This window comes from Leuconostoc suionicum, assembly GCF_001891125.1.
GTDB lineage: Bacteria > Bacillota > Bacilli > Lactobacillales > Lactobacillaceae > Leuconostoc > Leuconostoc suionicum.
The window spans coordinates 609,462-635,051 of the sequence record NZ_CP015247.1 but is presented as its reverse complement, the minus strand read 5'-3'; the positions used below and the strand labels follow the sequence as shown (position 1 = coordinate 635,051).

The window sequence follows — 25,590 nt, the reverse complement described above, 5'->3', positions numbered from 1 at the left end:
GCGTTTTCATCATTTTCATTAAATGTTTTCAATCACTTGGATTTTCGACTTCCATTGTGTGTTCATGTGATAAAATTAACTTAATTGTTGCGTAATCTTTTGCATTTAGAATGTCAGTTTTGTAGAGATTATCTACTTCTAGTGCTGCTAATTCAATATCCCACAGACGCTTACCAACGTGAATATACACACCGAATTCCTTTAAATACTGTAATACATCATAAAATGTTTTCATATCCTTAAACCTGCCCAAAAAGTTAAAATAATCAGCAATATTGTTATAGCCACCATGATTAAGCGCGCTTGAATAGCGTATTTTCCACTGCGCCCATAGAAACCAAACATTACCGCAAACATCATTCCTCCGATTAAGCCGCCGATGTGCCCCCATATATCAATATCCGTTGATGAAAATCCTGTGACTAAATTCAAAATGACAAAGAGCCCCAGCAGTGTTCCCATCGACTTAACTTGCGGATCTTCTTTAAAACGAATGGCATATAAAATCAGTCCACCAAACATGGCAAAAAGTGCTGTAGATGCACCTACAGAAACACTCGATGGCGCGAATAAATATGAAAAAATATTACCAATAATGCCACCAAAAAAATATAGTCCAAAAAATTTTGCACTGCCAAATGCTCGTTCAACGAGTGGTCCAATAAACCATAAAGTGATCATATTAGTGACAATGTGTAAAAAACCAGCATGGAGAAAAACCGGTGCTAACAATCGCCAGTATTCATGTTTTAACTGGATATATGGTCCCCATTTGGCACCCATATTAATTAAAAATTCACTATTTTCCGTCGTTCCGCGGCTTAACACAAGCTCAATTAGGAATACAAAAGTAGTTACTAAAAATATAATTGTCGTTATCGGTGCTGTTTGATATTGTTCTTTTAATGCCTTCATAACCTTTATTTTAACAGATTATGTTTTTTTATGTTTTGTTGTGTGATAAATCCATTAACTTCTTCGCATGCATCAGAAAAAGCATTCGACAAATCGAATGCTTTTTCTCAACGACGATCTTTTAACCGCTGTTGCATCAAATATTGATATCGTGTATACCAAACGTCAACATATCCTTGTGAGAATGGTCCAGAACCTTCGTTTATCCAATCAACCAAAATTTTGACATGAGCTTTCAAAATTTTATCGATTTCTGGTGGGTAGTGCCACTTTTTACTGTGAGCCGCATATTCATCTGCATCCAGTAAATGCTTGACACCATCAGGAAAAACTTTAATATCTAAATCGTAGTCAATATATTTTAGCGCCTCTTTGTCGAGTACATAGGGAGAAGCTAAATTACAATAATACGACACACCATTATCGCGAATCATCGCAATAATGTTAAACCAATATTTCTTATGGAAATAAACAATAGCAGGTTCTCTGGTAACCCATCGTCTACCATCATCTTCCGTTACCAAAGTGTGATCGTTTAGGCCAATGATAGAATTTTCACTGGTCTTTAGTACCATGGTATCGCGCCAAGTTCGATGCAACGAGCCATCATGCTTATAGCTTTTGATCGTGATGAAGTCACCTTCTCGTGGTCCACGACTGGGTCTATCAACGTTCATAACGCTACCTACTCTTCTAACACCGAATTCCTATTTAATTGTACCACATTTCAATCATCTGCAGATACTTCTAACTCACGAATTACCACATTAATTAATTCGGCATTATAACCTTTCGCATACAAACTATTTTTAGTTTTATATATCCTTTGACTTGGTAGTTCGTTACGGTAGCGTTGCCAGCTTTTCTCCGCTTGACGCTTGATATTTTCTAACTCAATGTCATCGTCATTTTCTGTAATCACCCTATCAACAACAGTCTCTGCAATATCAAAAGAGAACCCTTTTGTGGCTAAAGCTTGTACAATTTTTTGTTTCTTAGCACGAGTTGATTCTCTTTTGTATGTATTAGCAGATTTTAAAGCAAGTTTCTCTGCAATTTCAATTTGCTCCTCGTGAGCATAATCAGATAAAGCTGTTTCGATATCATCATCACTAACACCTGCCTGCTTCAAATCCATCTTGATCACATTGGGTCCCTTAGGACTAATAATTTTTTTTGTTGAAACATAGTGTTGCGCATAATTTAAATCATCGATATATTTTTGTTCATATAATTGTGCAACAACTTCATCCTGAATACTTTCAGATACCTCTTTTTCACTCATTTTCTGTTTCACTTGTTTGACTGTGTGCAATGAGTGGCTAAGGAAGTTAAGAGCAATGCTTAACGCCTTGGCAATTGAATCATTATGCTTAATTTCTGCAATTAGTTCTTCATCTAATTCCCGCCCTTTCGCCAAACCAAATTTAATGAGAACACTTTCTGCCACACCAAAAGCGAATTGATTATCTAGATCAATATTATAGCGACCCGCTTTTTTTTGAATTGAAATTTTAGTTATCTTTTTCATAACTCTATTGTACGATAAATATTGCTATTCACATGTATTTTAAAATAAAAAATGATGCTAATACTAACATTAACATCACAATTTTTAAATTAAATAATTTGATCTAGCCCGATGACCACACCGTCTATATTTTTCACAGCTTCTATAGCGCGAATTACACCTGGTACGAAGGCTGATCGACTTGTTGTACTTTGGGTCAGCGTTAATTGCTCATCCACACCACCAAAATAAACACTTTGCTGTGCGATATAGCCAGGCAACCGTACAGCATGGACTGGCACACGATCAATTTGTTCACCGCGAGCTGGCGCTAATTTTGTTGATGTAGGTTCCTCAATACGAGCTTTTGCAATCAATTTTGCTGTTTGCTTAGCCGTTCCAGATGGTGCATCTATCTTTTTAGGATTGTGCGCTTCAATAATTTCTGCATCAGGAAAATATTTGGCCGCTAACTGTGAAAATTGCATTAACAAAACAGCTGATAAACTAAAGTTTGGTACAATTAAAACGCCTTTTGATGACTGTTCACGCAGTGTTGCTACTTGTTCATCAGACAGACCAGTCGCACCAATCACTAGTGGCATGTTATGCTCGATTGCGTACATTGCATTGTCAAATACAGTTGCTGGGGTACTGACATCCAGCCAAATATCTGCTGTCACATTAATATCTGATAAGGAGGTCCACACAGGTACCTTACTCTCATGTTGATGACCACTCACAATACCAACAATTTCATATTCTTCACTCAAGTTATCTTGAATAGCTTGGCCTAATTTACCAAAACCACCAGCTAAAATTATTTTTGTCATTATTTCTCCAATAATTCATTCAAATGTAATTTTTCTGCATCACTTAAAGGAATAAGGGGCAGACGTACAGCTTCACGTACGAATCCTTTTTCAGCCAATTTTGTTTTAACTGGAGTTGGGGAAGGATAGGCAAATAGAGCATTCATTCGTGGCGTTAGGTAACGTTGCAAGCGCGCAGCTTCACGCCAGTTATCTGCATTCATAGCAGTAAACAATTCAGACATTTCGTCACCATAAAGATGTGAAGCTACCGAAATTGTTCCAGCACCGCCGACAGTGTAGGCCGAAAGAGTCATTGCATCTTCACCAGTATAGACTGCAAATCCAGTGGTCCCTTCTACCTCTGCTTCAACAAATTCAGTTGATGTTGTTTCCTTAATTGCATTAATATTAGGATGTTGAGCTAATTCAATCACACTATCAACCGTCAGACCAACCACCGTACGTCCAGGAATATTATATAACATAACAGGCTTTTCGGAAGCATCAGCAATAGCTTTGAAATGCGCAATCATACCAGCTTGACTTGGCTTATTATAATACGGTGTTACCGCTAAGATGCCGTTAATATGCTCGATTTTACTTAAAGCTTTGGCTGCTTCTACGGATTCCTTTGTATTATTGGAACCTGCATTAGCAATTAAAAGTGCACGGTTACCAACCTGTTTTGCGATAAACTTCGTCAACTCAACTTTTTCTTCAAAAGACAACGTTGGAGATTCACCCGTTGTTCCTGCAATCACAAATCCTTGCGAACCATGATTTAACAGGTGTTCAATTAATTTCTCTAATGACTCATAATCAATCTCATCGTTTACTGTAAATGGCGTAATAATCGCCGTAATTAAATTAATTCCTTCGTACATGATTATTCTCCTTGTGACATTCGCCACTCAATAAAATCTTTCAAAGCATTAAATCCTGGCAACAAAGCTGCTTCATCGATGTTTAACTTGGCACTGTGCAGTGAATGATTGTCATTAACACCCAGCCAAAGCATGACACCAGGAATATGTTGCAATATGTAACCAAAATCCTCACCTGTCATCGCAGGTTTTGCTTCTTCAAAAGCAATGTCTTGACGCTGTTCCATGAAACTCAGTAAATTGTTAGCTAATTTGGGATTGTTTTCAACAGGCAAATAACTTCCTGTTTCAAGGCGAACATTAATCTTGACATCATTTGCCAACGCCACACCTTCAACTATTTGTCGAATTCGTGTTGTCATTTTATCCAATCCATCTTTAGTCATGCTACGAACTGTTCCGGCAAGATGTACCGTGTCTGGAATAACATTATTTGTAAAGCCGCCGCTAATCATTCCAAGACTCACTACACCACCTTCTATTGGATCAACGTCACGCGATACAACAGTTTGTAACAACATAATTAATTCAGCCGAAATGACAATTGGATCCTTACCTAAGTGGGGATAAGCCGCATGACCACCTTGCCCATAGATGTCAATTTCGAGCTCGGCTGTTCCGGCAAATAAGGTGCCCGCTAATGTACTCAATGTTCCAGCAGGTAAATTAGGCTGATCATGAATACCGTAAAATTCATCAGGATGCCAGTCACCTTCAAAGATTCCCAAATCAACAGCTAATTTGCCACCACTTTTTGACTCTTCAGCTGGTTGGAAAAAGATAATTAAATTGTCTTTAGGTTGATGCTCGCTAAAATACTGAACCAATCCCAAAGCTAAGGACATGTGAACATCATGACCACATGCATGCATAACACCTTTATGTGTTGATTCAAATGGCAAGCCAGTATCTTCTGTCACTGGCAGCGCATCAATATCAGCACGATATCCTATCGTCCGAATTGGGTCAGTCCCAGAAAATTTCACGAGCAATGCAGTAGGTAATTTTTCTACTTGACGTATTGTCATAAAATTAGTTTGCCAAGATTGAATTTTTTCTAGCAAATAACGATGAGTTTTAAATTCCGCTAAAGCAAGTTCTGGAATTTTATGTAAATCACGCCGATAGGTTTTTAAATCTTCTTCACTAACTGGCATCATAAGCCTCTCAATGCGTCAATTAACGCAGTCTTTTGTTGCGTCTTCGAATCAATCTCCTTAATGACTTTTGCAGGAACACCCGCAACTACTGTATTCGCTGGTACATCCTTTGTGACGATTGCTCCAGCCGCAACTACTGCGCCATCACCGACCTGTACGCCTTCAATAACAACGGCATTGGCGCCAACTAGAACGTTATTACCAATGCGAACAGGTTGAGCAGATGCTGGCTCAATCACACCAGCTAATACCGCGCCAGCACCAATATGAGAATTTTCACCAACGATGGCACGACCACCAAGTACGGCACCCATATCAATCATTGTGTTAGCACCAATCTCTGCACCGATATTAATCACTGCGCCCAACATAATCACAGCATTGTCACCAATTTCAACTTGATCGCGAATAATGGCGCCTGGTTCAATTCGAGCATTAACTTCTTTTTTATCAAGTAAAGGAACGGCTGAATTACGTGAATCATTTTCAATAAACACATCCTCTGATGGTAGGTTCTTAATTAACGATTCAATTTCAGACCAGTCGCCAATTAATTGTCCAAATGACTCATTTCCAAATTGTTGCACAGTATCTGGAACGTTAGTTGCCAATGTACCTTTATATGTAACCTTTACTGGGGTAATTTTTTTTGCATTTGCAATGAAGTTAATTAATTTTTGTGCTTCGTTTTCAGCCATGTTATTTATCTCCTAGAGTATAATCCTGATCTAAACTGATCATATGTTCAAAAGTTTCACGTTCAACAACGACTTGATGTTGACCATTTTCCACGAAGACAACGGCCGGTCGTGGATTTCGGTTATAATTTGAAGCCATTGCGTAACCGTACGCGCCTGTTGCAAGTACAGATAAAATATCACCCGGCTTTGTCGCCGGCAATTCTTCCTGCCAAACCAATACATCACCAGACTCACAATATTTACCAGCAATTCGCACAATCTCTTCACTTTTAGCATTTGGTTGATTGGCTAAAACCGCTTCGTAATTTGCCTGATAAAGTGCTGGACGAATGTTATCTCCCATACCACCATCTACAGCCAAGTAATTTCTAATCCCTGGAATATCCTTACGCGATCCAACTGTATATAGGGTTTGTCCGGCTGGCCCGACAATCGAACGACCAGGTTCAATCCATATTTCTGGCATTGCCCAATTGTACTGTGTAGCCTTTTCTTTCAAAACACGGATAATAGCATCAGCAAAATCGCTTTCTGGCAAAGGTTGATCCTCATCGGTATAACGAATACCAAATCCACCGCCAGTATTAATGACTTCTGGTTGCCATCCCCATGAGTAAGCAGTGTCTGCTAATAGTGCTGCATTTTTCTCAAATCCAGTCACATCAAATATTTGAGATCCAATATGCGCATGTAAGCCACGCAAATGAAGATGGTTATCTTTTATTGCAATATCATAGGCCTGTTTCGCTTGGCCCGTTTGTAAATCAAAGCCGAATTTACTATCTTGTTGACCAGTACTAATAAATTCATGAGTATGAGCTGAAATTCCTGGTGAAATACGTAGTAAAATATCTTGAATAACATTTTTTTCCGCCGTAATTTCTGACAGTAGTTGTAACTCAAGAAAATTATCAACAATAATTGTTCCCACACCATTTTCAACGGCCATCACGAGTTCATCATAACTCTTATTATTACCATTAAAACTAAGATGCTGAGTTGGAAAATCAGCTTTAATTGCTGTGTATAATTCCCCACCAGACACGACATCAGCGTGAATATTTTCTTGAGCTGCCACTTGATATATTGCTTTAGTAGCAAAAGCTTTGCCAGCATAACTTACTACATATGGGACGTTTTCTTGTTCAAAGATGCGCTTGAACGCCCTCATTGTCTTACGAATAAGTGTTACATCATAAACTGCTAACGGCGTGCCATATGTCTTTGCCAGTTCGATTGTATCAACACCATCAACCGTCAGATGTTGCTTTTCATTTGTTGGATACGTCATCATTTCCCCTTAAATTACACAAAAAAACCCTTTGATAGGTTCGCAAAACGGACTTATCAAAGGGCATTGTTAGCATTTTTGACAGTTTCCATAGCTCACCGCATCTCTGCGACAGTCTAATAGCTCTTAACTATTAGCCCAATCAAGGTTATTTGTAGACAACCTTGATTTCGGCGATATCCCCTAAGCTTACCATCAATTGCTACAGCAACTCCGGTAAGTGTATTGTCAATCGCGACCTCTATGTGAAATAATTTTTATTCTGTCACTATTATGACTGAATCACTAATGAATGTCAAGGTGTTTCCGTCTAATTCTTTGCTAGCAATCATGTGTTTTTAAAAAGACGTTAATAATTTGTTCATTCGCGGTGCATAAATATCGCCAAAGCGTGTAAAGTGCATCAGTATGTAATAGAACTCATACCATCTTTCACGTTTTTGCCAGCCAACGTCCAATGGCCATTCTTGCATATATTGATCATAAAATGACGGGCTAAAGCCGGCAAACACTCTTGAAATCGCCAAATCATATTCTCGATCACCATAGAACACGTTAGGATCAATAAATACAGGTTTACCTTGATCGTTAAACATAAAGTTTCCTGCCCAAAAATCACCATGCAATAATGATGGTTGAACTGTTTGCGCGTGATTATCATTTAATATCGTTTCTCGTAAATTATTATAGTGATCACCACGTTGGGTCAGCCAAAAATTATTTTTTTTCGCTTGTGCCATTAGCGGATCCAAGCGTTGTTTCACAAAAAATTCAGCCCAAGAAGATTGCCAAGTATTATTTTTAGGCACAAAATCTACTAAATTATCACTATCAAATCCAAACTTTGGTGCTGTAACTTGGTGAATTTTAACCAGAGACTTTGCTAATTCTTGTTGTGACCCATTTCCTTGATTAATCCACGACAATATTAAGTAGGCGTGTCCTTGTAACTGTCCCTGTGCTAAAATGGCAGGCACCGTCACCACCTCCCCCAAAGCCTTTAAACCAGCAACCTCATGATCAAAGAAACTTGCTTGAGCATTTTGTTGAATCTTTAAAAAATAGCGCTGTTTGTTCGAATAGATTGAAAACGCCTCGTTAATGTCGCCACCACGTACCTTTTCTAAGTCGTGTGGTTTTTCAAGTCCCAAACGAGTAACAAAATCGTTACCTAAGTCCATATTAGCCTCCAAAATTTATTATCGGAACAAAAAAACACAATTTTCATTACGAAAACTGTGTTTTTGACAAAATAATACCCTTATTATCGACAAATTTATTCAATTGTCTCGCAAGTATTACCATTTAATTGTAGTGTATCATAATATTATACAAACGTCACTACTTTGTGTACTTCTCTATCATTAGCTGATGACCGGCAAATCGGACGCAATTAAATCGTTAGTTACATCCACAAATTTTTCATCGCTCAAACGTAATAACCGCCAATCGTATTCCTTATCATTATCAAATTCATCAATATATGGTTCAAACTCACCTTCAGTTTGTAAAATAAGATAGCCTGCAAAAGCATCCGAAAATTCGTTTTCACTTTTAACAACACGCACCAATTGATTATTAGAAAAAAATCCGACGGCTAACTGATCATTGTTCCACTGCCCTTCAAAGGCCCACTTTAAAGTAATCCAATCTGAAAGTGTTATTCCTAGATTCAATAGATAATCCACAGATAAACGAATGTGGATTGGATGCTTACTGGATTGAGAGTCGATTCCTTGAGCATCCAATTGAGAAGAGAAGATACCACTTAATGCCTCAAAATCACTCACACTAGGTACTTTTTCTTCGTTTTGCCATGCTTCAACAGTTTCAACTTCAACATCTAGTGCTTCAGCAATCTCTAATGTTGAAATTTTAGTTAATTCTTGTAGTTTTTTTAAGTTATTCATAGTTATAATTATACAGAAAAACCGCCATGAATGGCGGTTATTTCGACATCATTTTTTTCTGTTTTTTTGCAATCATCGCTGAACGAACGACACCAATGATCGTTGGCATTAATGTTACCAACGCAATACCCAAAATAATTACAGAAAAATGTGCTTTAACAAATGGAATATTTCCGAACATATAACCAGCACCGGTTGCAATTAAGCTCCAAGAGAACGCAGCAATCAAACTATTACGTAAGAAATGCTTGTATGAAAATTGGCTGATGCCAGCCACAAACGGTACAAATGTGCGGACAATTGGCATATATCGCCCAATGATTATTGCCGCAGCACCACGCTTTTCAAAGAAAGCCTCAGCTTCTTTGATATGTTGTTCTTTAATGAAACGGCCAAAGAAACGGTGATGCAAAATTTTATAACCACCTGTACGACCAATCCAAAAATTGACTGAGTCACCAATAACAGCTGCTAAGAAGAATACAATCATAAATACCCAATGATTAAGTCCGGCATTTAGCCCAGCAGGCGTAGCAGCAACAGCTCCTGCAGCAAACAACAGTGAATCTCCAGGTAGAAACGGCATAATCACACTACCGGTTTCAATGAAAATTACCGCAAATAAAATCAAATACGTCCATAAACCGAACGCCTGCACAAGATTACCAATATGGACATCAATGTGCAAAATAAAATCAATTAGAAATGACATAAAATTCCCCTAAAGTACGAATAGTAATATTTTACCACACATGTAAGCCTGTCATATTAAAATATAACTTTTCATATCTATTGCGATTCTAACTGCCTTCTAACCAGAAAAATTACAGTAACTTACTTATTTAACGCCTGTTTTGGTTGTCTCATTGAAATATAGCCAAACACGACCATCCAAATAGTAGCACCAATTGCTGGTAGACGAGATTCTGGATTAAAGAAGAGCGTAACAAATACAAAACTGAAAAACAGAATTGCCAATGGCACTAATGTTTTAGGAGCTATGACAAGAAACCCATCAGGCATGTAACTATCTGATTTACGATATTTCATATATGCCATCAAAATCAACACATAAATCATTAAAAATAAATCAGTTGAAGCACTTGTTACAAAACTGAATGCGTTTGTAATTGAAGGTATAACTGAAATCAATGCAGAGAAAGCAACCATCACTGATGTTAACAATACAGCATTGATTGGTAATTGAGTTTTAGATATTTTTCTAAATGGTTGTAAAAATTTAGCCTTTGACTGAAATGATAGTGCGTAAAAATTACGACTTGCACTAAACAAAACTGAATTCAAGGCTGATGCAGCACTCGTCAATACAACAAAATTAATTAATGCAGCGGCCCACTTAACACCTGCTAGTTCAAATACCATAACAAATGGGCTTTGATTTGCAGGGATTTTTTGCCATGGATAAATTGTCATAATAATAAACAATGCACCAAGATAAAAGAATAAAATTCGCCAAGGTATTTGATTAATTGCTTTAGGCAATACTGAACGTGGATTTTCTGTTTCTGCTGTTGTCATTCCGATAAATTCCATACCGACAAAGGCAAACATAACCATTTGAAAGGCATTAATAAAATTACCAACACCATTAGGGAAAAATTCAAAATGATTCCAAACATTACTAAATGCAACTGTTCCTACCGGTGTTTTAAATCCTGTTACAGCCATAATAATTCCGGTAACAATCAAAGCTAAAATTGCAACGATTTTAATCATAGCAAACCAAAACTCAGTTTCACCATAAAGAGCTACGGCAATCAGATTTACGCATGTCAATAAAATTAACATCACTATCTGGATTAACCAACTTGGGAGGCTTGGCAGCCAAAATTGGATATACTTTGCGACAGCGGTTAGTTCAGCCATTCCCATAAATACGACTGTTAACCAGTACGACCATCGGGCAAAGAACCCTGCACGATTGCCCAGAAACTTAGTAATGAATGTGATAAATGTATGTTGACTCGGATCAGCATAAAGTAGTTCACCTATAGCACGCATTACAACAAACATAAACATTCCAATAACTAAATAAACCAATAGAATGGATGGTCCGGCATAATGGATTGAGTTACCAGCTCCCATAAATAGACCAGTACCAATCGTACCCCCAATGGCTATTAACTGAACGTGTCGATTTTGTAAACCTCGTTTTGGGAGATTACTGTCGCCTTTTGAATCGGACATAATATTAAAAATTTTCCTTTCCTACTGCAAAGCACCCTTCGATAGTCTCCGGGTGCTTTGCTTTGTACAAATATACCTACAAATGGTATAGTATGATTTCTTTTAACAAGCTATTTTTATTTTGCTGGTTCGGATTCACGTGAATAATTGGCAACATCAGACAAAATCAAGTTTTGGAACTCATTAAATGACATTGTAACTGTTTTTGCTTCACCATATTTACGAACTGTAACTGTATCAGTATCCACTTCTGAATCACCAAGAACCAAAGTATATGGTATCTTATTCGTCTGCGCTTCACGTATGAGATATCCCATTTTAGCATCTTTAGTTTCAACATTAGCACGCAAACCAGCATCCTGCAATTTTTGTTGGACAGTCTTTGCATAATCTCCGTGAGCACCCAAATTAACAGGAATAATCTGGACTTGTAAAGGAGACAACCATGTTGGGAATGCACCCTTGTACATCTCAATTAAGTAGGCTGTGAAACGTTCCATCGTACCAACAATACCACGATGCAACATCACTGGACGATGATTATCCAGACCATCACGACCAATATATTTCAAGTCAAATCGTTCTGGCAACAAAAAGTCTAATTGAATCGTAGATAATGTTTCTTCATTACCTAAGGCTGTCTTTGTTTGAACGTCTAACTTTGGACCATAAAAGGCAGCTTCACCTTCAGCCTCGAAATAATCAAGACCAAGATCATCCATTGCTGTTTTCAATTGCTTTTGTGACTTTTCCCACATTTCATCATCATCAAAATACTTTTCTGTATTTTTGGGATCACGATAAGACAAACGGAAACGATAATCCTTAATGTTGAAGTCACGATAAACGCCCATCATCATTGTCAAGATAGACTTAAACTCTTCTTCTAACTTTTCTGGTTCAACGAACGTATGACCATCATTCAACGTCATCTCACGAACACGTGATAACCCTGTCAAAGCACCAGACTTTTCATAACGATGCATCATTCCCAATTCAGCAATACGCATTGGTAATTCACGGTATGAACGTGGCTTATGATTAAATACCATGATATGTGATGGACAATTCATTGGACGCAATTCCAAGAATTCGCCATCTCCCATATCCATTGGTGGGAACATATCTTCACGATAATGATCCCAGTGACCAGATGTCTTATATAAGTTCAAATTAGACAATACTGGTGTATAAACGTGCTGGTAGCCATTTGACAGCTCTTTATCTGTAATATATCTTTCAACTTGGCGACGAATTGTTGCACCATTTGGCAACCAAACTGGTAATCCTGAACCAACCTCCTGGCTAGTAAAGAATAAATCAAGATCACGTCCAATGACACGATGATCACGTTCCTTAGCTTCTTCACGACGAGCAATTTCTGCTTCAACGTCAGCTGCTTTCCAAAAGGCTGTTCCATATACTCGTTGCATCATTGGGTTGCTTGAATTTCCGCGCCAGTAAGCGCCAGCCACTGAAGTAAGCTTAAAATGCTTAATCCAACCCGTTGATGGTACCAGACCACCCTTATCAAGCTCAATATGATCTCCTTGAACAGCAATTGTGATCTTTTCATCGGCTGGCAAATCGTTGACTAACTCAACTTTATATGGATCATCAGCAAACATTTCTAACGCTTCATCACGTGTGATTTCACGAGAAAGAATAGGTAGATCTTCCTTCACGATCTTGTGCATCATCGCCTCGATTTCAGGGAAATCTTCGATTGACACTTGATTACCAGCCCCATTATCTGTGTCATAATAGAAACCATTTTCAATAAAAGGACCAACTCCAAAATGAATGTTAGCAAATTTTGGAATTCTCTTTAACGCTTGTGCTAATAAATGAGATGCTGAGTGACGAAGTAGATCTAATGCTTCGCTATCTGATGTAGTGATTAGTTGAAAATCACCACTTTCAGTAATAACATCGTTCATGCCAATATATGAACCATTTATTTTTCCTGACACTGACTTCTTTGCCAATGACTTTGAAATACTTTCGGCAACCCCAATTGGCTTAATTCCTTCATCAAAGTTTTTAATAGCGCCATCTGGGAATGTAAGACTGATTTCTGCCATGCTATTTTCCTTTCAAATTCCATTCTAGTCTTTTACATTAATAAAACAAAAACGTCCCTTTAGATCCTTATTAGATCTAAAGGGACGTTTTACCGCGGTACCACCCAAGTTTAAAACAGGAAAAATTCCTATTTCTCTCAAATGATATATAACGGTATCACCCGGGCAACTTTTCATTTAAAACTACTAAATCACCACTCAAAGGTAGTCTCTTATGGATGCACTGCTCATTTTCACCAAACATGAGCTCTCTTTAAGTGCATGACATTCGAGTTGTCCTTATCAATGTTTCTGAGAAACATCATAACATTTTTTTTGCTGCGTTGCAATTATTTTTTTAAATCTGCTAATACAATCTTTAGCGCTTCTAATGCCTCGGCATCATGATCTAAAATACCATTATCAAAAACATTTTGTAGTGCAGCAATTTGATTTTTTGTAAGTGCCATTTTTATTATTCTCCTATTTGCTTAATCATTTAATTATACTCAAAAAATATAATCATACTACTTAGTTTGAAACTAATGCTAACTTTCTATTCCAGAACTACCATCTGAAATATTGACGTGTCTTGGCCGTGATCCGTCTGCTGGACCAATGTAACCGCCCGCTTCCAAATCATCAATTAATCGAGCGGCTCTATTATAACCAATCCTGAAGCGACGTTGTAACAGTGATGTTGAGGCTTTTTGTTGTTCAATAACAAATTGCAAAGCTTCTTGGAATAACTCATCATCACTATTTCCATCAGCATTTTCCGAGTTATCTTGAGCAATTTCTTCATCTGTAACAGTCATTGCATCGGAATACTGAACCTCTTGTTGCGATTTAACAAATTCAACAATATTAGTCACATCAGTATTACTAATAAATGCACCTTGAACACGTTGTGTCGGCTTACCGGGCGGTGCAAAAATCATATCCCCTTTTCCGAGTAGCTTCTCAGCACCATTACTGTCTAGGATAGTACGTGAATCAATTCCAGAGGCTGTTCTAAAAGCAATTCTACCAGGAATATTACTTTTTATGGTACCGTTAATCACTTTAACGTCAGGTCGCTGTGTGGCCAAAATCATGTGAATCCCGGCTGCACGAGCTTTAGCACCAAGGCGCGCGATAGAAACTTCAATTTCATTACCCACCGTACTCATTAAGTCAGCAAATTCATCTACAATAGCGACAATATATGGCATTGGTTGCATAATTGGTTGATCTGTTTCCTTGGCTTCAGCGTTCTGCTTTTCAACCGCCGCATTGTATTCACCAATATTACGTTTTCCAAATTGAGCTAAAAGCTTGTAACGATTTTCCATCTCGTCAACAACTTTTTGCAAAGACTTCGCTGCTTTGCGGGGCTCCGAAACAACTGGTGTCAGCAAGTGTGGGATCCCATTATAAATAGATAACTCAACAACTTTTGGATCAACCATCATTAATTTAACTTCATTAGGTTTTGCACGCAAAAGGATAGATACAATAATACCGTTAAGCCCTACTGATTTTCCAGATCCAGTAGATCCAGCAATAAGCAAATGAGGCATAGCCGATAAGTCTGCCATGATAATATTTCCTGTTACATCTCGGCCGAGTGGCACATTAAGCGGATTATCATCAAATGGCGCATTCTCAATCATGTCCCGGAATCCAACAGTTGCCTGTGTGTCATTAGGAACCTCTATACCAACATAGGGTTTACCGGGGATTGGTGCCTCAATTCGTATTGATTTTGCAGCTAGTGCCAATGCTAAATCATCCGATAAATTAGCAATTCGATTCACTTTAACACCTTGCCCTGGTTTCAACTCATATTGAGTTACCGTAGGGCCTAAAGAAACACTGGTCACTTCCGCCTCAACACCAAAGCTTTGCAGCGTATCATGAACAAGACGTGATTTGTCGGTTAAACTCTTAAACTCTTTTGTTTGGTCTGTAGGCGCTAATTGTGTCAATAGGTCAGCAGTTGGTAACTGGTAATCCGGATTTTCTTTTTCCAACATATTTGTAGAAACTTCGCTATCACTAACAGAAGTCTTTTCGGCCTGTTCTTTGGGTAACTTTTTTGTTGGTTGGGGTGCTATAGGACCATTCCATTTAATTTCAGGCTCATTGAAATTTTCTTGAACACTAGGTGTATTGACGTCTTTTTCTATTTTAGCAGAAGCATCCGTCGACATGCTATCATCTCGGCCCACACCTAATGGATCATCTCCATAATCAGTAATGTCTTTCTTGTGCCGATCACGTTTGAAAAACGATTGTCGGTTTGGCTTTTCGCTAGCTCGTTTTTCCTGAATATGGGTAACCCCTTCATGAGCCTTTTCAACGCCTTGCTGAACAATGTCACGAGCCGGAATACGGAAAAAGATTGCAATACCACTGAATAATAAGATTATTGTTACAATCCACGTGCCAATGCTAGACATTAACATAAACAGTAAATGATACAATGCCGCGCCGATTATACCACCGCCAACTGGTGTGTTTGCTGATTGATTGATAAAATCTTGACCAATTAACCGCACCACTTCGCCAACGTATCCATCTGCATTTTTTAGTGTGTATTCAAAAAATAACAATGATGAAATTGTCTCAATAGCAATAAACATCATAAAGGCGCCAACCCAAAAATGAGTTGCTATTTTGGGTGTTTTTCGAGTAATAAAATAGTACCCCAAAAATAATGTCATAGGTATTAAAATCACAAGATACATGTTTCCAAAGAAAAAACGGAAAATGTCAGCAATAAATACCCCTAATATGCCAAGCTTAAATATACCTAGTATACCTAAGACAATACCACCCAAAAAGCATAGGTTTTGAACTAATGGGTTCTTTTTTTTACTGTTTTTACCACGTGTTGTACGCCGTCTTTGTGTAGTCTTTCTTGTCGCCAAAGTTCCACCTCTTAGTCAGTTCATTCTAACACTTTATTTTATCATTTTTAAAACTCGAACAAATGTTCACGTCAAATTCTTAAGCTTTGCTTAACTCTATTTCAAAAATTTAATTTTTAAACACAAAAAAGCGCAACCAGAGTTGCGCTTTTTAGTAGCTCGTGAGAGAATCGAACTCTCGATTCCGCCGTGAAAGGGCAGCGTCTTAGCCACTTGACCAACGAGCCATGGTCAATAGTTGTTCGTTGTTACGAAACAACTATATTAGTTTATCAGGGAAATTTATATCTGTCAACTGTTTATTTCAGTTTGTCTTGCTCGTATGTGTGAGTTGTTTCTAAATTTGAAAAAGATTGCTGACGCAATGCTTCATAAAGTACAATTGCGACAGTATTCGATAAATTCAACGAACGAACATGTGAATCATCTTGTGGGATGCGAATAGCCTTCTCCGGATTTTGACGCATAAATACTTCTGGTAGCCCCGTGGTTTCTTTCCCAAACAAGAAGTAGTTATCAGTATCATTTTGTGCATAATTAGGCTGTGTGTAGTCTTGATTAGCAAATTTAGAAACCAAGTATAAGTTGTCTTTTTCTGTTAAAGTGTCTAGAAAATCAGGTAAGCTTGGGTGTTTCACCAACTTTACATGATCCCAATAATCTAATCCAGCACGTTTAACGTGTTTGTCATCAAGTTCAAACCCCAACGGTTCTATTAAATGTAAAACTGCATCTGTCCCAGCAGTCGTACGAGCAATATTTCCCGTATTAGCAGGCATTAAAGGTTCAAATAAAACAATGTGATTCGTCATTTTTCAGCTACTTCCTCTACTTCAAATAAATCTGAGTTTGCACGCCACCAATCATAGATGTGCGTAACAAATACTTTAGCTACAGCATATGATGGCACCGCCAATACAACACCTAATACGCCAAAAATATGTCCGCTGCTCAATAGCACAACGATAACAGTAACAGGGTGAATTGATAACGCTTCCCCGAGAATTTTTGGTGAAATAACGTGTGCTTCAATTGGTTGTTCAAAAGCTAGCACGATAATAGCTAATATTAGCATTTTTGGACCACCAGCAATTAACGCAACTGTGAAAACTGGTACTTGTGCAATAATTGATCCAACATACGGGATTAAGTTAAAGAAACCTGCCATCAGCGCTAATAATATGCCGTACGGTAAACCAATAATGGTATACCCTATGGAAAACATAATCATTACAGCAAGTGCAACACCAAGTTGTCCACGAATATATTGAGCGATTTGCTTACTAATTTCTGTTAATAAATAACGTACTGATAGTTGTGAGTTATTTGGAAACTTACTAGAAACAAATGACGAAAATTTGTGTCCATCTAACAGCATATAATAAAGAATAAACGGCGTTGAAACAATTGTCACACCGATGGATGTAAGGATTGATGCAAACGAACTAATACCTGCAACCCCGCTCGTCAAATACTTTTTGCTCCAATCTAATACATTTTGATTAAGATCAGAATTAGTATGATTCAAATAATCTCTGATAAATTTAAATTGTTCACTGGCAAAAGTCTCATTAATAAAAGCTTCGCTGGTTTTCCAGTAATCTGGCCAGTTATCGATAAATTGAATGACTTGATTACGCAATACCATGACAATAGTAGCAACGGCTACTCCAATGATAGCTAATAAGACAATCAAGACCACACCAATCGATAAGTTTCTTGGTAAATGCACGTATTTTTCCAGAAGACCGACAATCGGACTTAGCAAATAATACAGCACACCGCTTATCATTATAGGTGCACCGACGGCTGTAAATAATGCACGAATTGGTTCAAACAAAAAACGTACTTGCCAAGCCAAAAAAATGATTAGCAAAACTAATAAAATTACAATCAGACCATTTAACAAGTCATTGCCAGAAAACCAACGACTATACCATGACTGTTGCTCTGGTTTTTTCATAAAAAATCCCCTTCTCATGCTATACAATTGTAATTATTTTACCATAGAATTGTGAATGGCTGTTACTTTGCAATATTTTTACGATGATGTGATAATTGACTAAGGCTAAAAATTATATTTGTGTAAATGCTTACATACAAGTATAATTAAAACAGACATTCAAAGGAGCTACTATATAATGGCAGTCTATAAAATTCTATTTGGTACGTATACAAAGCGCGTTTCAAAAGGTATATATGAAGCTGAGCTTGATACAGAGAAAAAATTATTACAAAACTCCACATTCGTTGGTGGTTTGACAAATCCAACTTATTTGGCAATATCAAAAGCCAACAAAGTCTATGCGGTTGAGAACCGTGATGGTCAAGGTGGTGTTGTTACATTTGATAATTCCGTTCGCCCCCTCGCTGAGATTGATGCACAATTAAGTGAAGGGTCAGCACCGGCATATATTGGTGTTGATGAAGATCGTCAATTTGTTTATGCAGGTTATTATCACCGTGGAACTGTTGAAGTTTACCGAATTAACGATGATGGTAATTTGACATTAACCGATACTTGGCAAAATGAAGGATCAGGTCCGCGTCCTGAACAAGGATCTTCACATATTCACTTTAGCAATTTAACGCCTGACAACCGTTTAGTTGCAGTTGATTTAGGTACAGATGAAGTTATTACTTTTGACGTATCAGAAAATGGCAAGTTAGCGGAAGCTGCTCGTTTCAAAGCAGAAGATGGCTTTGGACCTCGTCACATTCGGTTCTCGCCAGATGGTCAATATGCTTACCTCCTCGGTGAATTATCAAGTTTACTCAGTGTTTTGAAGTACAACAGTGAAGATGGTTCTTTTGAACACGTACAGACAGCACCAACTATACCATCAGATTGGACAGCACATAACGGAGCTGCTGCAATCCGCATCAGTAAAGACGGTCGCTTCATATATGTTTCAAATCGTGGTAATAACTCAGTCGCGGTCTTCAAAACAACTAACCTTGGATCTGAAATTGAACGTATTCAATTAATCAGTACTGAAGGAGAGTTCCCAAGAGACATGAATTGGGACGAATCTGAACAATTCTTAGTAGTTGCTAATCAAGATACCGACAACGTGTCATTGTATGCTCGTGATGACGAGTCCGGTGAATTATCACTTCTCCAAAAAGACTTCACGGTTCCAGAAGGTGTTCGCGTATTATTTGAATAACAAAAAAGGATGCATCATTGACAGATGCGTCCTTTTTTATTTGCATTAAAATAAATTATCGTGAACTACGATTCATACGTTTTTCAGCGTAACCCAATGAGCGACTAATTCCGAACGTCAAAACGAAGTAAATCAATGATGCAATAACTAATGGGAAGAATGGTTTGAAACTAGCCCCTTGAACGACACCAGTTTGGAACATCAATTCACCAACACCAATAACAGAAACAACTGAACCTTCTTTGATAATTGTTACAAATTCATTACCCAGAGCAGGTAAAATGTTTTTCACCGCTTGTGGTAATATGACATATCGCATTGTCTTGCCTTTTGACAAGCCAAGTGAGCGCGAAGCCTCCGTTTGTCCAAAATCAACAGAATTGATTCCTGAACGAATGATTTCAGCAACATAAGCGGCTGAATTAAGTCCCATTGCAAGAGCGCCGGCAGCAAAAGCTGATAAGTTCAAACCAATTACTTGCGTACCGAAAAATACCATAAATGCTTGTACTAGCAGCGGTGTGCCACGAACATACTCGACATAGATATTACCAATAATTCTCAAAATGGCATTAGGAGACAACTTGAATAAGGCAAAGACTGTTCCAAGCACGATACCCAAAACTACCGCCACTGCAGCTAAGGCAAGCGTCAACAATGTCCCCTTGACAAACAGATTACCATATTTAGCCCAGAAGCTTTGATCGGCAAACATTAGCTTATTAGCTCTTTTTTGATAAGCTTCTAATTCGCCTGACTTAATGATGTTACCAAGTGACTTGTTAATTTTGGCTTTCAGTACTGGAGAGTTTTTAGGCATCGCGATTGAAACTGCCCCTTCTCCAGAAGAAGGCTTTGGATAAATAATTTTAAAGGCTTTATTTTGTTGTGTATAGGCCTTAGATATTGGTTCATTAAGCACAATTCCAGCAATTTTACCAGTGGATAATTGTGCAACCAAATCAGGAACTTTTTGAAGACTGACTATTGTTGATCCACTCATACTTTCTTGAGCATAAGTTTCTTGGGTAGTTTGTTTTTGTACACCAATTTTCTTACCAGAAAAAGAGTTTAGGTTGCCGCTATATTTAGAGGCATCTTTTTTCAAAACCATCACAGTCTGTAAAGGCTTCATATATGAGTTTGAAAAATCAACTACTTTTTCTCGTTCTGGCGTGGCATTGATACCCGAAATAATGACATCAATTTTACCGGTTTGCAAGGCGCCGATTAAACCATCAAATCCCATTTCCTTAATGACAGGCTTAACACCAAGATCCTTAGCAATTTTTTTAGCCATCTCAACATCAAAACCTACAATTTGGTCACGTCCGTTGACCGTAGCATGGAACTCAAATGGTGCATAATCTGCTGACAGACCAATTACTAACGTACCCTTTTTCTTGATTTTAGTTAGGGTCGGATCCGTAGTCGCAGCATCGGCATGAGTTGGCAAAACTGCTAACAATGGCAGTAACATTATAATCGTCATTATCACGATTGATATTTTTTTTAATATACTATTCATTTAATTTCTCCTCATGTGAAACAACATTACTAATTTTACCTTGATTTGAATTTTTATACAATAAAAAAACGTAGATATACAAAATCTATTGAATAACTAAATTTTTTATACAAAAAAACTCGCCGAAGCGAGTCTACCTGTTACAAGTATCTATAGGCCATGTTTTGTTCCAGTGTAATGCAGGTAACATTACACCTTCGGTAATCATCTATCTAAGTTCGTTCAAACGAACCATACCGACCATCGCTTCATTTCACTAGGCCAGCCGCCCCTACCAAAAGTTTGGGTTGCCCGTTTGTGGGGTTTACCTCGTCTCAAATACTAGCTTTCACTAGCATATACGTTTCTATGGCACCTTCGAGCCTATTCAGACATAGCCTAAGCCTTAGCCCTTTCGACTGCCGTAACATCACTGTTCCTGGGTTTATTTTTTATCCCAGCACAAACACTACACCCATCTCAGAGTGTACGAGCATGGACCTTCCTCACGTTAGAAATATAACGCGCAATTACCCGATACTTGCAAAAATTATTATCTTTTTATTTATTCAGCACTATTATGATCGCGTCCAAACACCACACGCTCCAAATTAGCAACACGCTTAATCAAATCTAAGTTAGTTACTGCCGCTTGCTGTGCGACTGCTGCTTGCCTTTGATCCTCAACTGGTTGAGGTTGAGAAGCAGTTTGGACTGGTTGTTGCGGTGCAACACTTTGTTGCTGTTTAACGGCAACTAGTTGATCTTGTGCATCTTTCAAAGCGACTTGTAAACGAGCCACTTCACTTTTTAGTTGTTCAACTCGGCTACCAAATGCACCATAATCTTTAATAATATCATCTAGAAAGCTGTCAACATCAGCAGGATCATATCCGACCCCCATACGTTTTTGCTTAAAGACGCGTTCCAAAATGTCTTTTTGCGTGTATTTTACTTGTTCCACAAGCTATACCTCGATTATTTTTTTACTTATCCTATGTTACCAATAATTCTAATGAATTACAAGGGATTTTTAATACTAATAATCATAACGATTTTCATTCATTTTTTCTTCAAGTTCCGATGCATACTCTTGTAACTGATACATATCCACTTGGACAAGAGGATACGGCGTTTCCGTTTGATACTTTGTCACAACTTGAAAATCAAATAATGTCTTTCCTTCAAATTCCGTATCATAAAAGAACAATGCACCATCTGTGTGCGTTAACATGAATTTCTGGTAATTTTTTAGTTGAATAGGCGATTGAAAAGGTTTAGTCGATACGCTCTCAGAAAAATCACTCTGTGCAATCAACCTCTGCAATTTCGCTTGATTATCTTCACTCCATTGACTGCCAAATTGTTTAAAGGGCAACATTACAGCCAATTTAAGTTGCGGAAATTCTTTCTTCATCTCATCAACAACTTCGATTGTCCATTGCTCAATGCCTAGCTGAGCACCTGTGATTACCCATTCCAATCCATTATCAACTTGTTCTTTTAGTGTTTGGTGTAATGCATACTTGATAACTTTAATTTTAGGATCTTTGTCGCCGAATGTTCCTAGTTCATAACTACGGTAACCCGTTACCCAAAGCCTCATAATATTCTCCTCTATAAGAAAAGGTCTTGCTGTGAAAGCAAGACCGAGACATTCTAAATTAATTGTTGCCAGTTGTGGATCCTGTTGAAGCTGAGTTGGCACTAATTCCTGCTTCAGAGGGCGTTTCACCAGATTGAGTAATAGAAGTCACACTCGGTAATCCACCATTACTCCAGGAGGCATCTTTTACCTCGTATTCAACAATGTTACCTTTAACCTTTGCAGTCACTGTATCCGGTGCGGTCCAATCAGTATTCGACTTATTTTGCATTGCATAGGCCATTACTTTTGCATAATACTGCGCTGGCAAGTCCTGTTCTGTCCAAGGAATATAATTTTCTCCAGGAACATCGAAGCCAGTCCATACGGAAAGTGTGTAAGACTTTGTAAATCCTGTAAACCATGCATCAGATATAGCCTTATCAGGCATTCCAGAGTCCTCAGAATAAGCAACAAGCCCTGATTTACCAGCTTGGTGTAATCCAGAAATTTCGGCATCCGCAGCCGTTGCATTAGGCTTGATAACCCCCTTCATCATATCCGTCAACATGAATGCGGTACTTGTCTTCATTGCACGCGTACCAGTGGAGTTATAATTATGGGTCGTTCCATCTGCCGTCACAACTTTTGAAATGTAGGTTGGCTTATAATACACGCCGCCATTGGCCACAGCGCCATAAGCAGCAGCTTCTTGTTCTGTTGAAACATCAATACCTATAGCCATTGAGCCGCCAGGGGTTGAACTTGTAGTAATTCCTAAGCCATTAACAAATTTCTCTGCGTTTGAACCACCAACTTCTTCTAAAGTTCTTACCGCCGGAATATTTCGAGATTGTGTCAGGGCAGTACGCATTGTTATGTTGCCCATATATTTTTTATCCCAATCGTACACACTGGTATTTGTCCCAAGATATTTGTATTTCTTATCCTCAACAGTTCGATAAGTTGGCCAATTTAAATACTCAATTGCTGGGCCGTAGTCTAACAATGGTTTGATTGATGAGCCAGACGAACGAGTAGTATTAGTAGCTCGATTAAGGGCTTGTAAAGTTGTAACATTACGTCCACCAATCTGAGCAACAACATGTCCATTATTTGGATCAGTCATTGTTGCACCAATTTGCAAATCGCTACTTGAGAAAGAAACAGAACCATCATTTGCATTATCATAGAGTGATTGTTGCAAATTAGAATCCATGTTAGTATAAATCTTCAATCCAGCTTTTGTCGTATCGTAACCTAGCTTTTTTGCTTCTGCAATTGTTGATGTAGCATAAGCATCAACAACTTTACGAGTACTATTAGCCGCCTCAGTCTTAGCATCTAAGTCTTGTAATCCGTCACTAACAGGCACTTTCATGGCCGCTGATGCTTGCTTTGAAGTAATCGCGCCATACGTCACCATAGCTTTCAGAACCGTATCCCGACGTTCTTTAGCAGCCGTGGTATCTTTCAAGTAGGGATCATAGTACGTAGGTGACTGTGGCATTCCTGCAAGCAAGGCCAATTGTGGTAGTGAAAGGTCTGTTAGTGCTTTGCCATAAAAATATTCTGAAGCGGTCTTCATGCCGTAAACGCCATGACCCATGTAGACTTTGTTCATATAAAACGTTAAGATTTGATCTTTTGTAAAGTTCTTTTCAACTCGTAATGCTAACCAAGCCTCTTGAGCTTTACGTTTAAACGTTTGATCAGCTGTCGATGTACTAAATACAGAAAGCTTAACTAGTTGTTGCGTTAAGGTAGACCCACCCTGCATCCCCAAAGAAGAGCCTTTAATGTTAGATACTGCTGCCCCGGCGATACGAATCGGATCAACTCCGTGGTGTTTATAAAAGCGCCTATCCTCAATTGACACAACCGCTTGTTTCAATTGCTTTGGTATCTCATTAGAGTTGGCATAATCTCTATCCTGAGTAGCCATACTCCAAATAACATTTCCTTTGGAATCTAGAATTTGTGTAGAGTTCTCTGAAGCCAAATCTGATTCTGTGATATTAGGCGCATCGTTTGCATAAGTGAAGAAAAGTGCTGTTCCAGCTAGGCCAGCGATAACACCAAGTGTCAATAACCACAAAAAAATTGCCAGAATCCAATGATGTTTCTTTTTAGTTTTTCGTGGCTTCCGCGGTCCTCCACCCTTAGGTCCGTTTGTTTTAGGCGGTCGGGGTGGTTCTTGTGCAGGATACTCGTCATACATGTTATGATTACGATTCACTCGTGACCACTGATTTGCTTTGTCATTTGCCATATTGTTGAAAACTCCTAAAATTTAATGTAATGCGTCAAGCATTTTATCCACAGCCGTGAGATAATCCAAACTCGGATTTAAACTTTCAGGCACAACAAAACTCTTATCAACTATCTCTTGATAAGAAATCGACTGTTTGCCATTCAAATGTTGCCACTGTTGTATTAATTCGCTAGCAGGATAGACATAACTCTCATTTAAACTTGTAAATTTAATGATAACAAATCCAATGCCACCTTGAGATAAAATACTCGCTAAATGAGAAATTTGGTGCTCATGAAAATTTTTTAAAGGAAAGGATGTTTTGTTTTTTGTTTCCTTTGCATCAAAGTCAATGTACTTTCCTTGATAAACACCATTGTAATCTGTAGTTGAAGCTTGCTTAAAGTATGCTTCTGTAATTTTTGCAGCAGAGCGAACAGGATAGTCAACTTTTACTATGGTTATCGGTGTAGGTTTTTTATGAACTACTGCCAAACGATTAGCAAGATAATAGTCATTTGCAAGATTAATTTCATCTTCCAGACCCATACCTCGCTTACCAAATAATACTTTTTTAGTTGTTTTACCGGTACGCAATGTGTTATTTTTTAACATCTTACCATGATGAGTACCGACTGGATAATTAATTGTCATCGCAACTCTCAATATTTTCTGTAAAATATATATTTTTTATTTTACCAT

At 38.1% G+C, this 25,590-nt stretch carries 23 protein-coding genes, 1 tRNA gene, 1 other RNA gene, 1 riboswitch and 1 other annotated feature; of the genes, 1 reads left to right on the top strand and 24 read right to left on the bottom strand.

The window, feature by feature from the left end; genetic code table 11:
• Positions 1-28: 28 nt before the first annotated feature.
• From A6B45_RS03320 to A6B45_RS03235, 18 genes are all read right to left on the bottom strand, one after another.
• On the bottom strand, positions 29-235 hold the full coding sequence (locus tag A6B45_RS03320) for a YqgQ family protein (RefSeq protein WP_011679476.1): 207 nt from the start codon (positions 233-235) through the stop codon (positions 29-31).
• Positions 232-915: a rhomboid family intramembrane serine protease gene (locus A6B45_RS03315; RefSeq protein ID WP_072613333.1), complete on the bottom strand. Its 684-nt coding sequence runs from the start codon at positions 913-915 to the stop codon at positions 232-234. Before A6B45_RS03315 ends, A6B45_RS03320 begins: the two co-directional genes overlap by 4 nt.
• A 107-nt stretch (positions 916-1,022) precedes the next feature.
• Positions 1,023-1,592: a nucleoside tri-diphosphate phosphatase gene (gene ntdP, locus A6B45_RS03310; protein ID WP_004164346.1), complete on the bottom strand. Its 570-nt coding sequence runs from the start codon at positions 1,590-1,592 to the stop codon at positions 1,023-1,025.
• Positions 1,593-1,642: 50 nt separating this feature from the next.
• Positions 1,643-2,446, bottom strand: a complete 804-nt coding sequence (gene recX / locus A6B45_RS03305; RefSeq protein WP_072613332.1) for a recombination regulator RecX — start codon at positions 2,444-2,446, stop codon at positions 1,643-1,645.
• Between the two features lie 89 nt (positions 2,447-2,535).
• On the bottom strand, positions 2,536-3,258 hold the full coding sequence (dapB, locus tag A6B45_RS03300) for a 4-hydroxy-tetrahydrodipicolinate reductase (RefSeq protein WP_072613331.1): 723 nt from the start codon (positions 3,256-3,258) through the stop codon (positions 2,536-2,538).
• Positions 3,258-4,124 (bottom strand): 4-hydroxy-tetrahydrodipicolinate synthase, encoded by an 867-nt coding sequence (gene dapA, locus A6B45_RS03295; RefSeq protein WP_072613330.1) that lies wholly within the window; start codon positions 4,122-4,124, stop codon positions 3,258-3,260. The genes dapB and dapA overlap by 1 nt, the downstream gene beginning before the upstream one ends.
• 2 nt (positions 4,125-4,126) lie before the next feature.
• Positions 4,127-5,281, bottom strand: a complete 1,155-nt coding sequence (locus tag A6B45_RS03290) for an N-acetyldiaminopimelate deacetylase (RefSeq protein WP_173674459.1) — start codon at positions 5,279-5,281, stop codon at positions 4,127-4,129.
• Positions 5,281-5,982 carry a 2,3,4,5-tetrahydropyridine-2,6-dicarboxylate N-acetyltransferase gene (gene dapD / locus A6B45_RS03285; protein ID WP_072613328.1) on the bottom strand — a complete coding sequence of 234 codons (702 nt, stop codon included), beginning with the start codon at positions 5,980-5,982 and terminating at the stop codon, positions 5,281-5,283. The genes A6B45_RS03290 and dapD overlap by 1 nt, the downstream gene beginning before the upstream one ends.
• Position 5,983: 1 nt before the next feature.
• Positions 5,984-7,276, bottom strand: coding sequence for a diaminopimelate decarboxylase (lysA, locus tag A6B45_RS03280; protein ID WP_072613327.1), 1,293 nt, complete (start codon positions 7,274-7,276; stop codon positions 5,984-5,986).
• Positions 7,277-7,359: 83 nt separating this feature from the next.
• Positions 7,360-7,528, bottom strand: a riboswitch (Lysine riboswitch).
• Between the two features lie 86 nt (positions 7,529-7,614).
• Positions 7,615-8,457: a fructosamine kinase family protein gene (locus tag A6B45_RS03275; protein WP_072613326.1), complete on the bottom strand. Its 843-nt coding sequence runs from the start codon at positions 8,455-8,457 to the stop codon at positions 7,615-7,617.
• A gap of 183 nt (positions 8,458-8,640) precedes the next feature.
• A complete protein-coding gene (locus tag A6B45_RS03270) occupies positions 8,641-9,186 on the bottom strand; it encodes a transcriptional regulator (RefSeq protein WP_072613325.1) in 546 nt (181 codons plus the stop codon).
• A gap of 37 nt (positions 9,187-9,223) precedes the next feature.
• Positions 9,224-9,898, bottom strand: a complete 675-nt coding sequence (locus A6B45_RS03265; RefSeq protein ID WP_072613324.1) for a VTT domain-containing protein — start codon at positions 9,896-9,898, stop codon at positions 9,224-9,226.
• 122 nt (positions 9,899-10,020) lie between these two features.
• Positions 10,021-11,394, bottom strand: a complete 1,374-nt coding sequence (locus A6B45_RS03260; protein ID WP_072613323.1) for an amino acid permease — start codon at positions 11,392-11,394, stop codon at positions 10,021-10,023.
• Positions 11,395-11,510: 116 nt separating this feature from the next.
• Positions 11,511-13,478 (bottom strand): threonine--tRNA ligase, encoded by a 1,968-nt coding sequence (gene thrS, locus A6B45_RS03255; RefSeq protein ID WP_072613322.1) that lies wholly within the window; start codon positions 13,476-13,478, stop codon positions 11,511-11,513.
• A gap of 77 nt (positions 13,479-13,555) precedes the next feature.
• Positions 13,556-13,773 (bottom strand) — a binding site (T-box leader).
• Positions 13,774-14,005: 232 nt separating this feature from the next.
• Positions 14,006-16,372, bottom strand: coding sequence for an FtsK/SpoIIIE family DNA translocase (locus A6B45_RS03250; protein WP_072613321.1), 2,367 nt, complete (start codon positions 16,370-16,372; stop codon positions 14,006-14,008).
• A gap of 155 nt (positions 16,373-16,527) precedes the next feature.
• Positions 16,528-16,599, bottom strand: a tRNA-Glu gene (locus A6B45_RS03245).
• Between the two features lie 72 nt (positions 16,600-16,671).
• The gene (locus A6B45_RS03240; RefSeq protein ID WP_072613320.1) at positions 16,672-17,184 is read right to left on the bottom strand and encodes a tRNA (cytidine(34)-2'-O)-methyltransferase; all 513 of its coding nucleotides are present in this window, start codon (positions 17,182-17,184) and stop codon (positions 16,672-16,674) included.
• On the bottom strand, positions 17,181-18,335 hold the full coding sequence (locus tag A6B45_RS03235; RefSeq protein WP_072613319.1) for an AI-2E family transporter: 1,155 nt from the start codon (positions 18,333-18,335) through the stop codon (positions 17,181-17,183). Before A6B45_RS03235 ends, A6B45_RS03240 begins: the two co-directional genes overlap by 4 nt.
• A 178-nt stretch (positions 18,336-18,513) precedes the next feature.
• Here A6B45_RS03235 and A6B45_RS03230 point away from each other — a divergent pair, with 178 nt between their 5' ends.
• Positions 18,514-19,542 (top strand): lactonase family protein, encoded by a 1,029-nt coding sequence (locus A6B45_RS03230; protein ID WP_072613318.1) that lies wholly within the window; start codon positions 18,514-18,516, stop codon positions 19,540-19,542.
• A gap of 55 nt (positions 19,543-19,597) precedes the next feature.
• Here A6B45_RS03230 and A6B45_RS03225 read toward each other — a convergent pair whose 3' ends face one another.
• The 6 genes from A6B45_RS03225 to recU form a co-directional block, all read right to left on the bottom strand.
• The gene (locus A6B45_RS03225) at positions 19,598-21,070 is read right to left on the bottom strand and encodes an ABC transporter substrate-binding protein/permease (RefSeq protein ID WP_072613317.1); all 1,473 of its coding nucleotides are present in this window, start codon (positions 21,068-21,070) and stop codon (positions 19,598-19,600) included.
• Between the two features lie 148 nt (positions 21,071-21,218).
• Positions 21,219-21,591, bottom strand: an RNA gene (gene rnpB / locus A6B45_RS03220) — RNase P RNA component class B.
• A gap of 23 nt (positions 21,592-21,614) precedes the next feature.
• On the bottom strand, positions 21,615-22,013 hold the full coding sequence (locus A6B45_RS03215; protein ID WP_004164370.1) for a DivIVA domain-containing protein: 399 nt from the start codon (positions 22,011-22,013) through the stop codon (positions 21,615-21,617).
• A gap of 75 nt (positions 22,014-22,088) precedes the next feature.
• Positions 22,089-22,655 (bottom strand): DUF1273 domain-containing protein, encoded by a 567-nt coding sequence (locus A6B45_RS03210; RefSeq protein ID WP_072613316.1) that lies wholly within the window; start codon positions 22,653-22,655, stop codon positions 22,089-22,091.
• Positions 22,656-22,713: 58 nt separating this feature from the next.
• Positions 22,714-24,906 (bottom strand): transglycosylase domain-containing protein, encoded by a 2,193-nt coding sequence (locus A6B45_RS03205; protein ID WP_072613315.1) that lies wholly within the window; start codon positions 24,904-24,906, stop codon positions 22,714-22,716.
• A gap of 21 nt (positions 24,907-24,927) precedes the next feature.
• On the bottom strand, positions 24,928-25,542 hold the full coding sequence (gene recU, locus A6B45_RS03200; RefSeq protein WP_072613314.1) for a Holliday junction resolvase RecU: 615 nt from the start codon (positions 25,540-25,542) through the stop codon (positions 24,928-24,930).
• Positions 25,543-25,590: the final 48 nt, after the last annotated feature.

Excerpts from the sequence above, each read along its gene's own strand:
- A6B45_RS03290 (WP_173674459.1), bottom strand. The coding sequence starts at position 5,281 with ATGCCAGTTAGTGAAGAAGATTTAAAAACCTATCGGCGTGATTTACAT.
- A6B45_RS03225 (WP_072613317.1), bottom strand. The coding sequence starts at position 21,070 with ATGAATAGTATATTAAAAAAAATATCAATCGTGATAATGACGATTATA.
- A6B45_RS03275 (WP_072613326.1), bottom strand. The coding sequence starts at position 8,457 with ATGGACTTAGGTAACGATTTTGTTACTCGTTTGGGACTTGAAAAACCA.
- A6B45_RS03315 (WP_072613333.1), bottom strand. The coding sequence starts at position 915 with ATGAAGGCATTAAAAGAACAATATCAAACAGCACCGATAACGACAATT.
- A6B45_RS03260 (WP_072613323.1), bottom strand. The coding sequence starts at position 11,394 with ATGTCCGATTCAAAAGGCGACAGTAATCTCCCAAAACGAGGTTTACAA.
- recU (WP_072613314.1), bottom strand. The coding sequence starts at position 25,542 with ATGACAATTAATTATCCAGTCGGTACTCATCATGGTAAGATGTTAAAA.
- recX (WP_072613332.1), bottom strand. The coding sequence starts at position 2,446 with ATGAAAAAGATAACTAAAATTTCAATTCAAAAAAAAGCGGGTCGCTAT.
- A6B45_RS03320 (WP_011679476.1), bottom strand. The coding sequence starts at position 235 with ATGAAAACATTTTATGATGTATTACAGTATTTAAAGGAATTCGGTGTG.
- A6B45_RS03270 (WP_072613325.1), bottom strand. The coding sequence starts at position 9,186 with ATGAATAACTTAAAAAAACTACAAGAATTAACTAAAATTTCAACATTA.
- A6B45_RS03210 (WP_072613316.1), bottom strand. The coding sequence starts at position 22,655 with ATGAGGCTTTGGGTAACGGGTTACCGTAGTTATGAACTAGGAACATTC.
- dapD (WP_072613328.1), bottom strand. The coding sequence starts at position 5,982 with ATGGCTGAAAACGAAGCACAAAAATTAATTAACTTCATTGCAAATGCA.
- A6B45_RS03205 (WP_072613315.1), bottom strand. The coding sequence starts at position 24,906 with ATGGCAAATGACAAAGCAAATCAGTGGTCACGAGTGAATCGTAATCAT.
- ntdP (WP_004164346.1), bottom strand. The coding sequence starts at position 1,592 with ATGAACGTTGATAGACCCAGTCGTGGACCACGAGAAGGTGACTTCATC.
- thrS (WP_072613322.1), bottom strand. The coding sequence starts at position 13,478 with ATGGCAGAAATCAGTCTTACATTCCCAGATGGCGCTATTAAAAACTTT.
- lysA (WP_072613327.1), bottom strand. The coding sequence starts at position 7,276 with ATGACGTATCCAACAAATGAAAAGCAACATCTGACGGTTGATGGTGTT.
- A6B45_RS03230 (WP_072613318.1), top strand. The coding sequence starts at position 18,514 with ATGGCAGTCTATAAAATTCTATTTGGTACGTATACAAAGCGCGTTTCA.
- A6B45_RS03240 (WP_072613320.1), bottom strand. The coding sequence starts at position 17,184 with ATGACGAATCACATTGTTTTATTTGAACCTTTAATGCCTGCTAATACG.
- dapA (WP_072613330.1), bottom strand. The coding sequence starts at position 4,124 with ATGTACGAAGGAATTAATTTAATTACGGCGATTATTACGCCATTTACA.
- dapB (WP_072613331.1), bottom strand. The coding sequence starts at position 3,258 with ATGACAAAAATAATTTTAGCTGGTGGTTTTGGTAAATTAGGCCAAGCT.
- A6B45_RS03265 (WP_072613324.1), bottom strand. The coding sequence starts at position 9,898 with ATGTCATTTCTAATTGATTTTATTTTGCACATTGATGTCCATATTGGT.
- A6B45_RS03235 (WP_072613319.1), bottom strand. The coding sequence starts at position 18,335 with ATGAAAAAACCAGAGCAACAGTCATGGTATAGTCGTTGGTTTTCTGGC.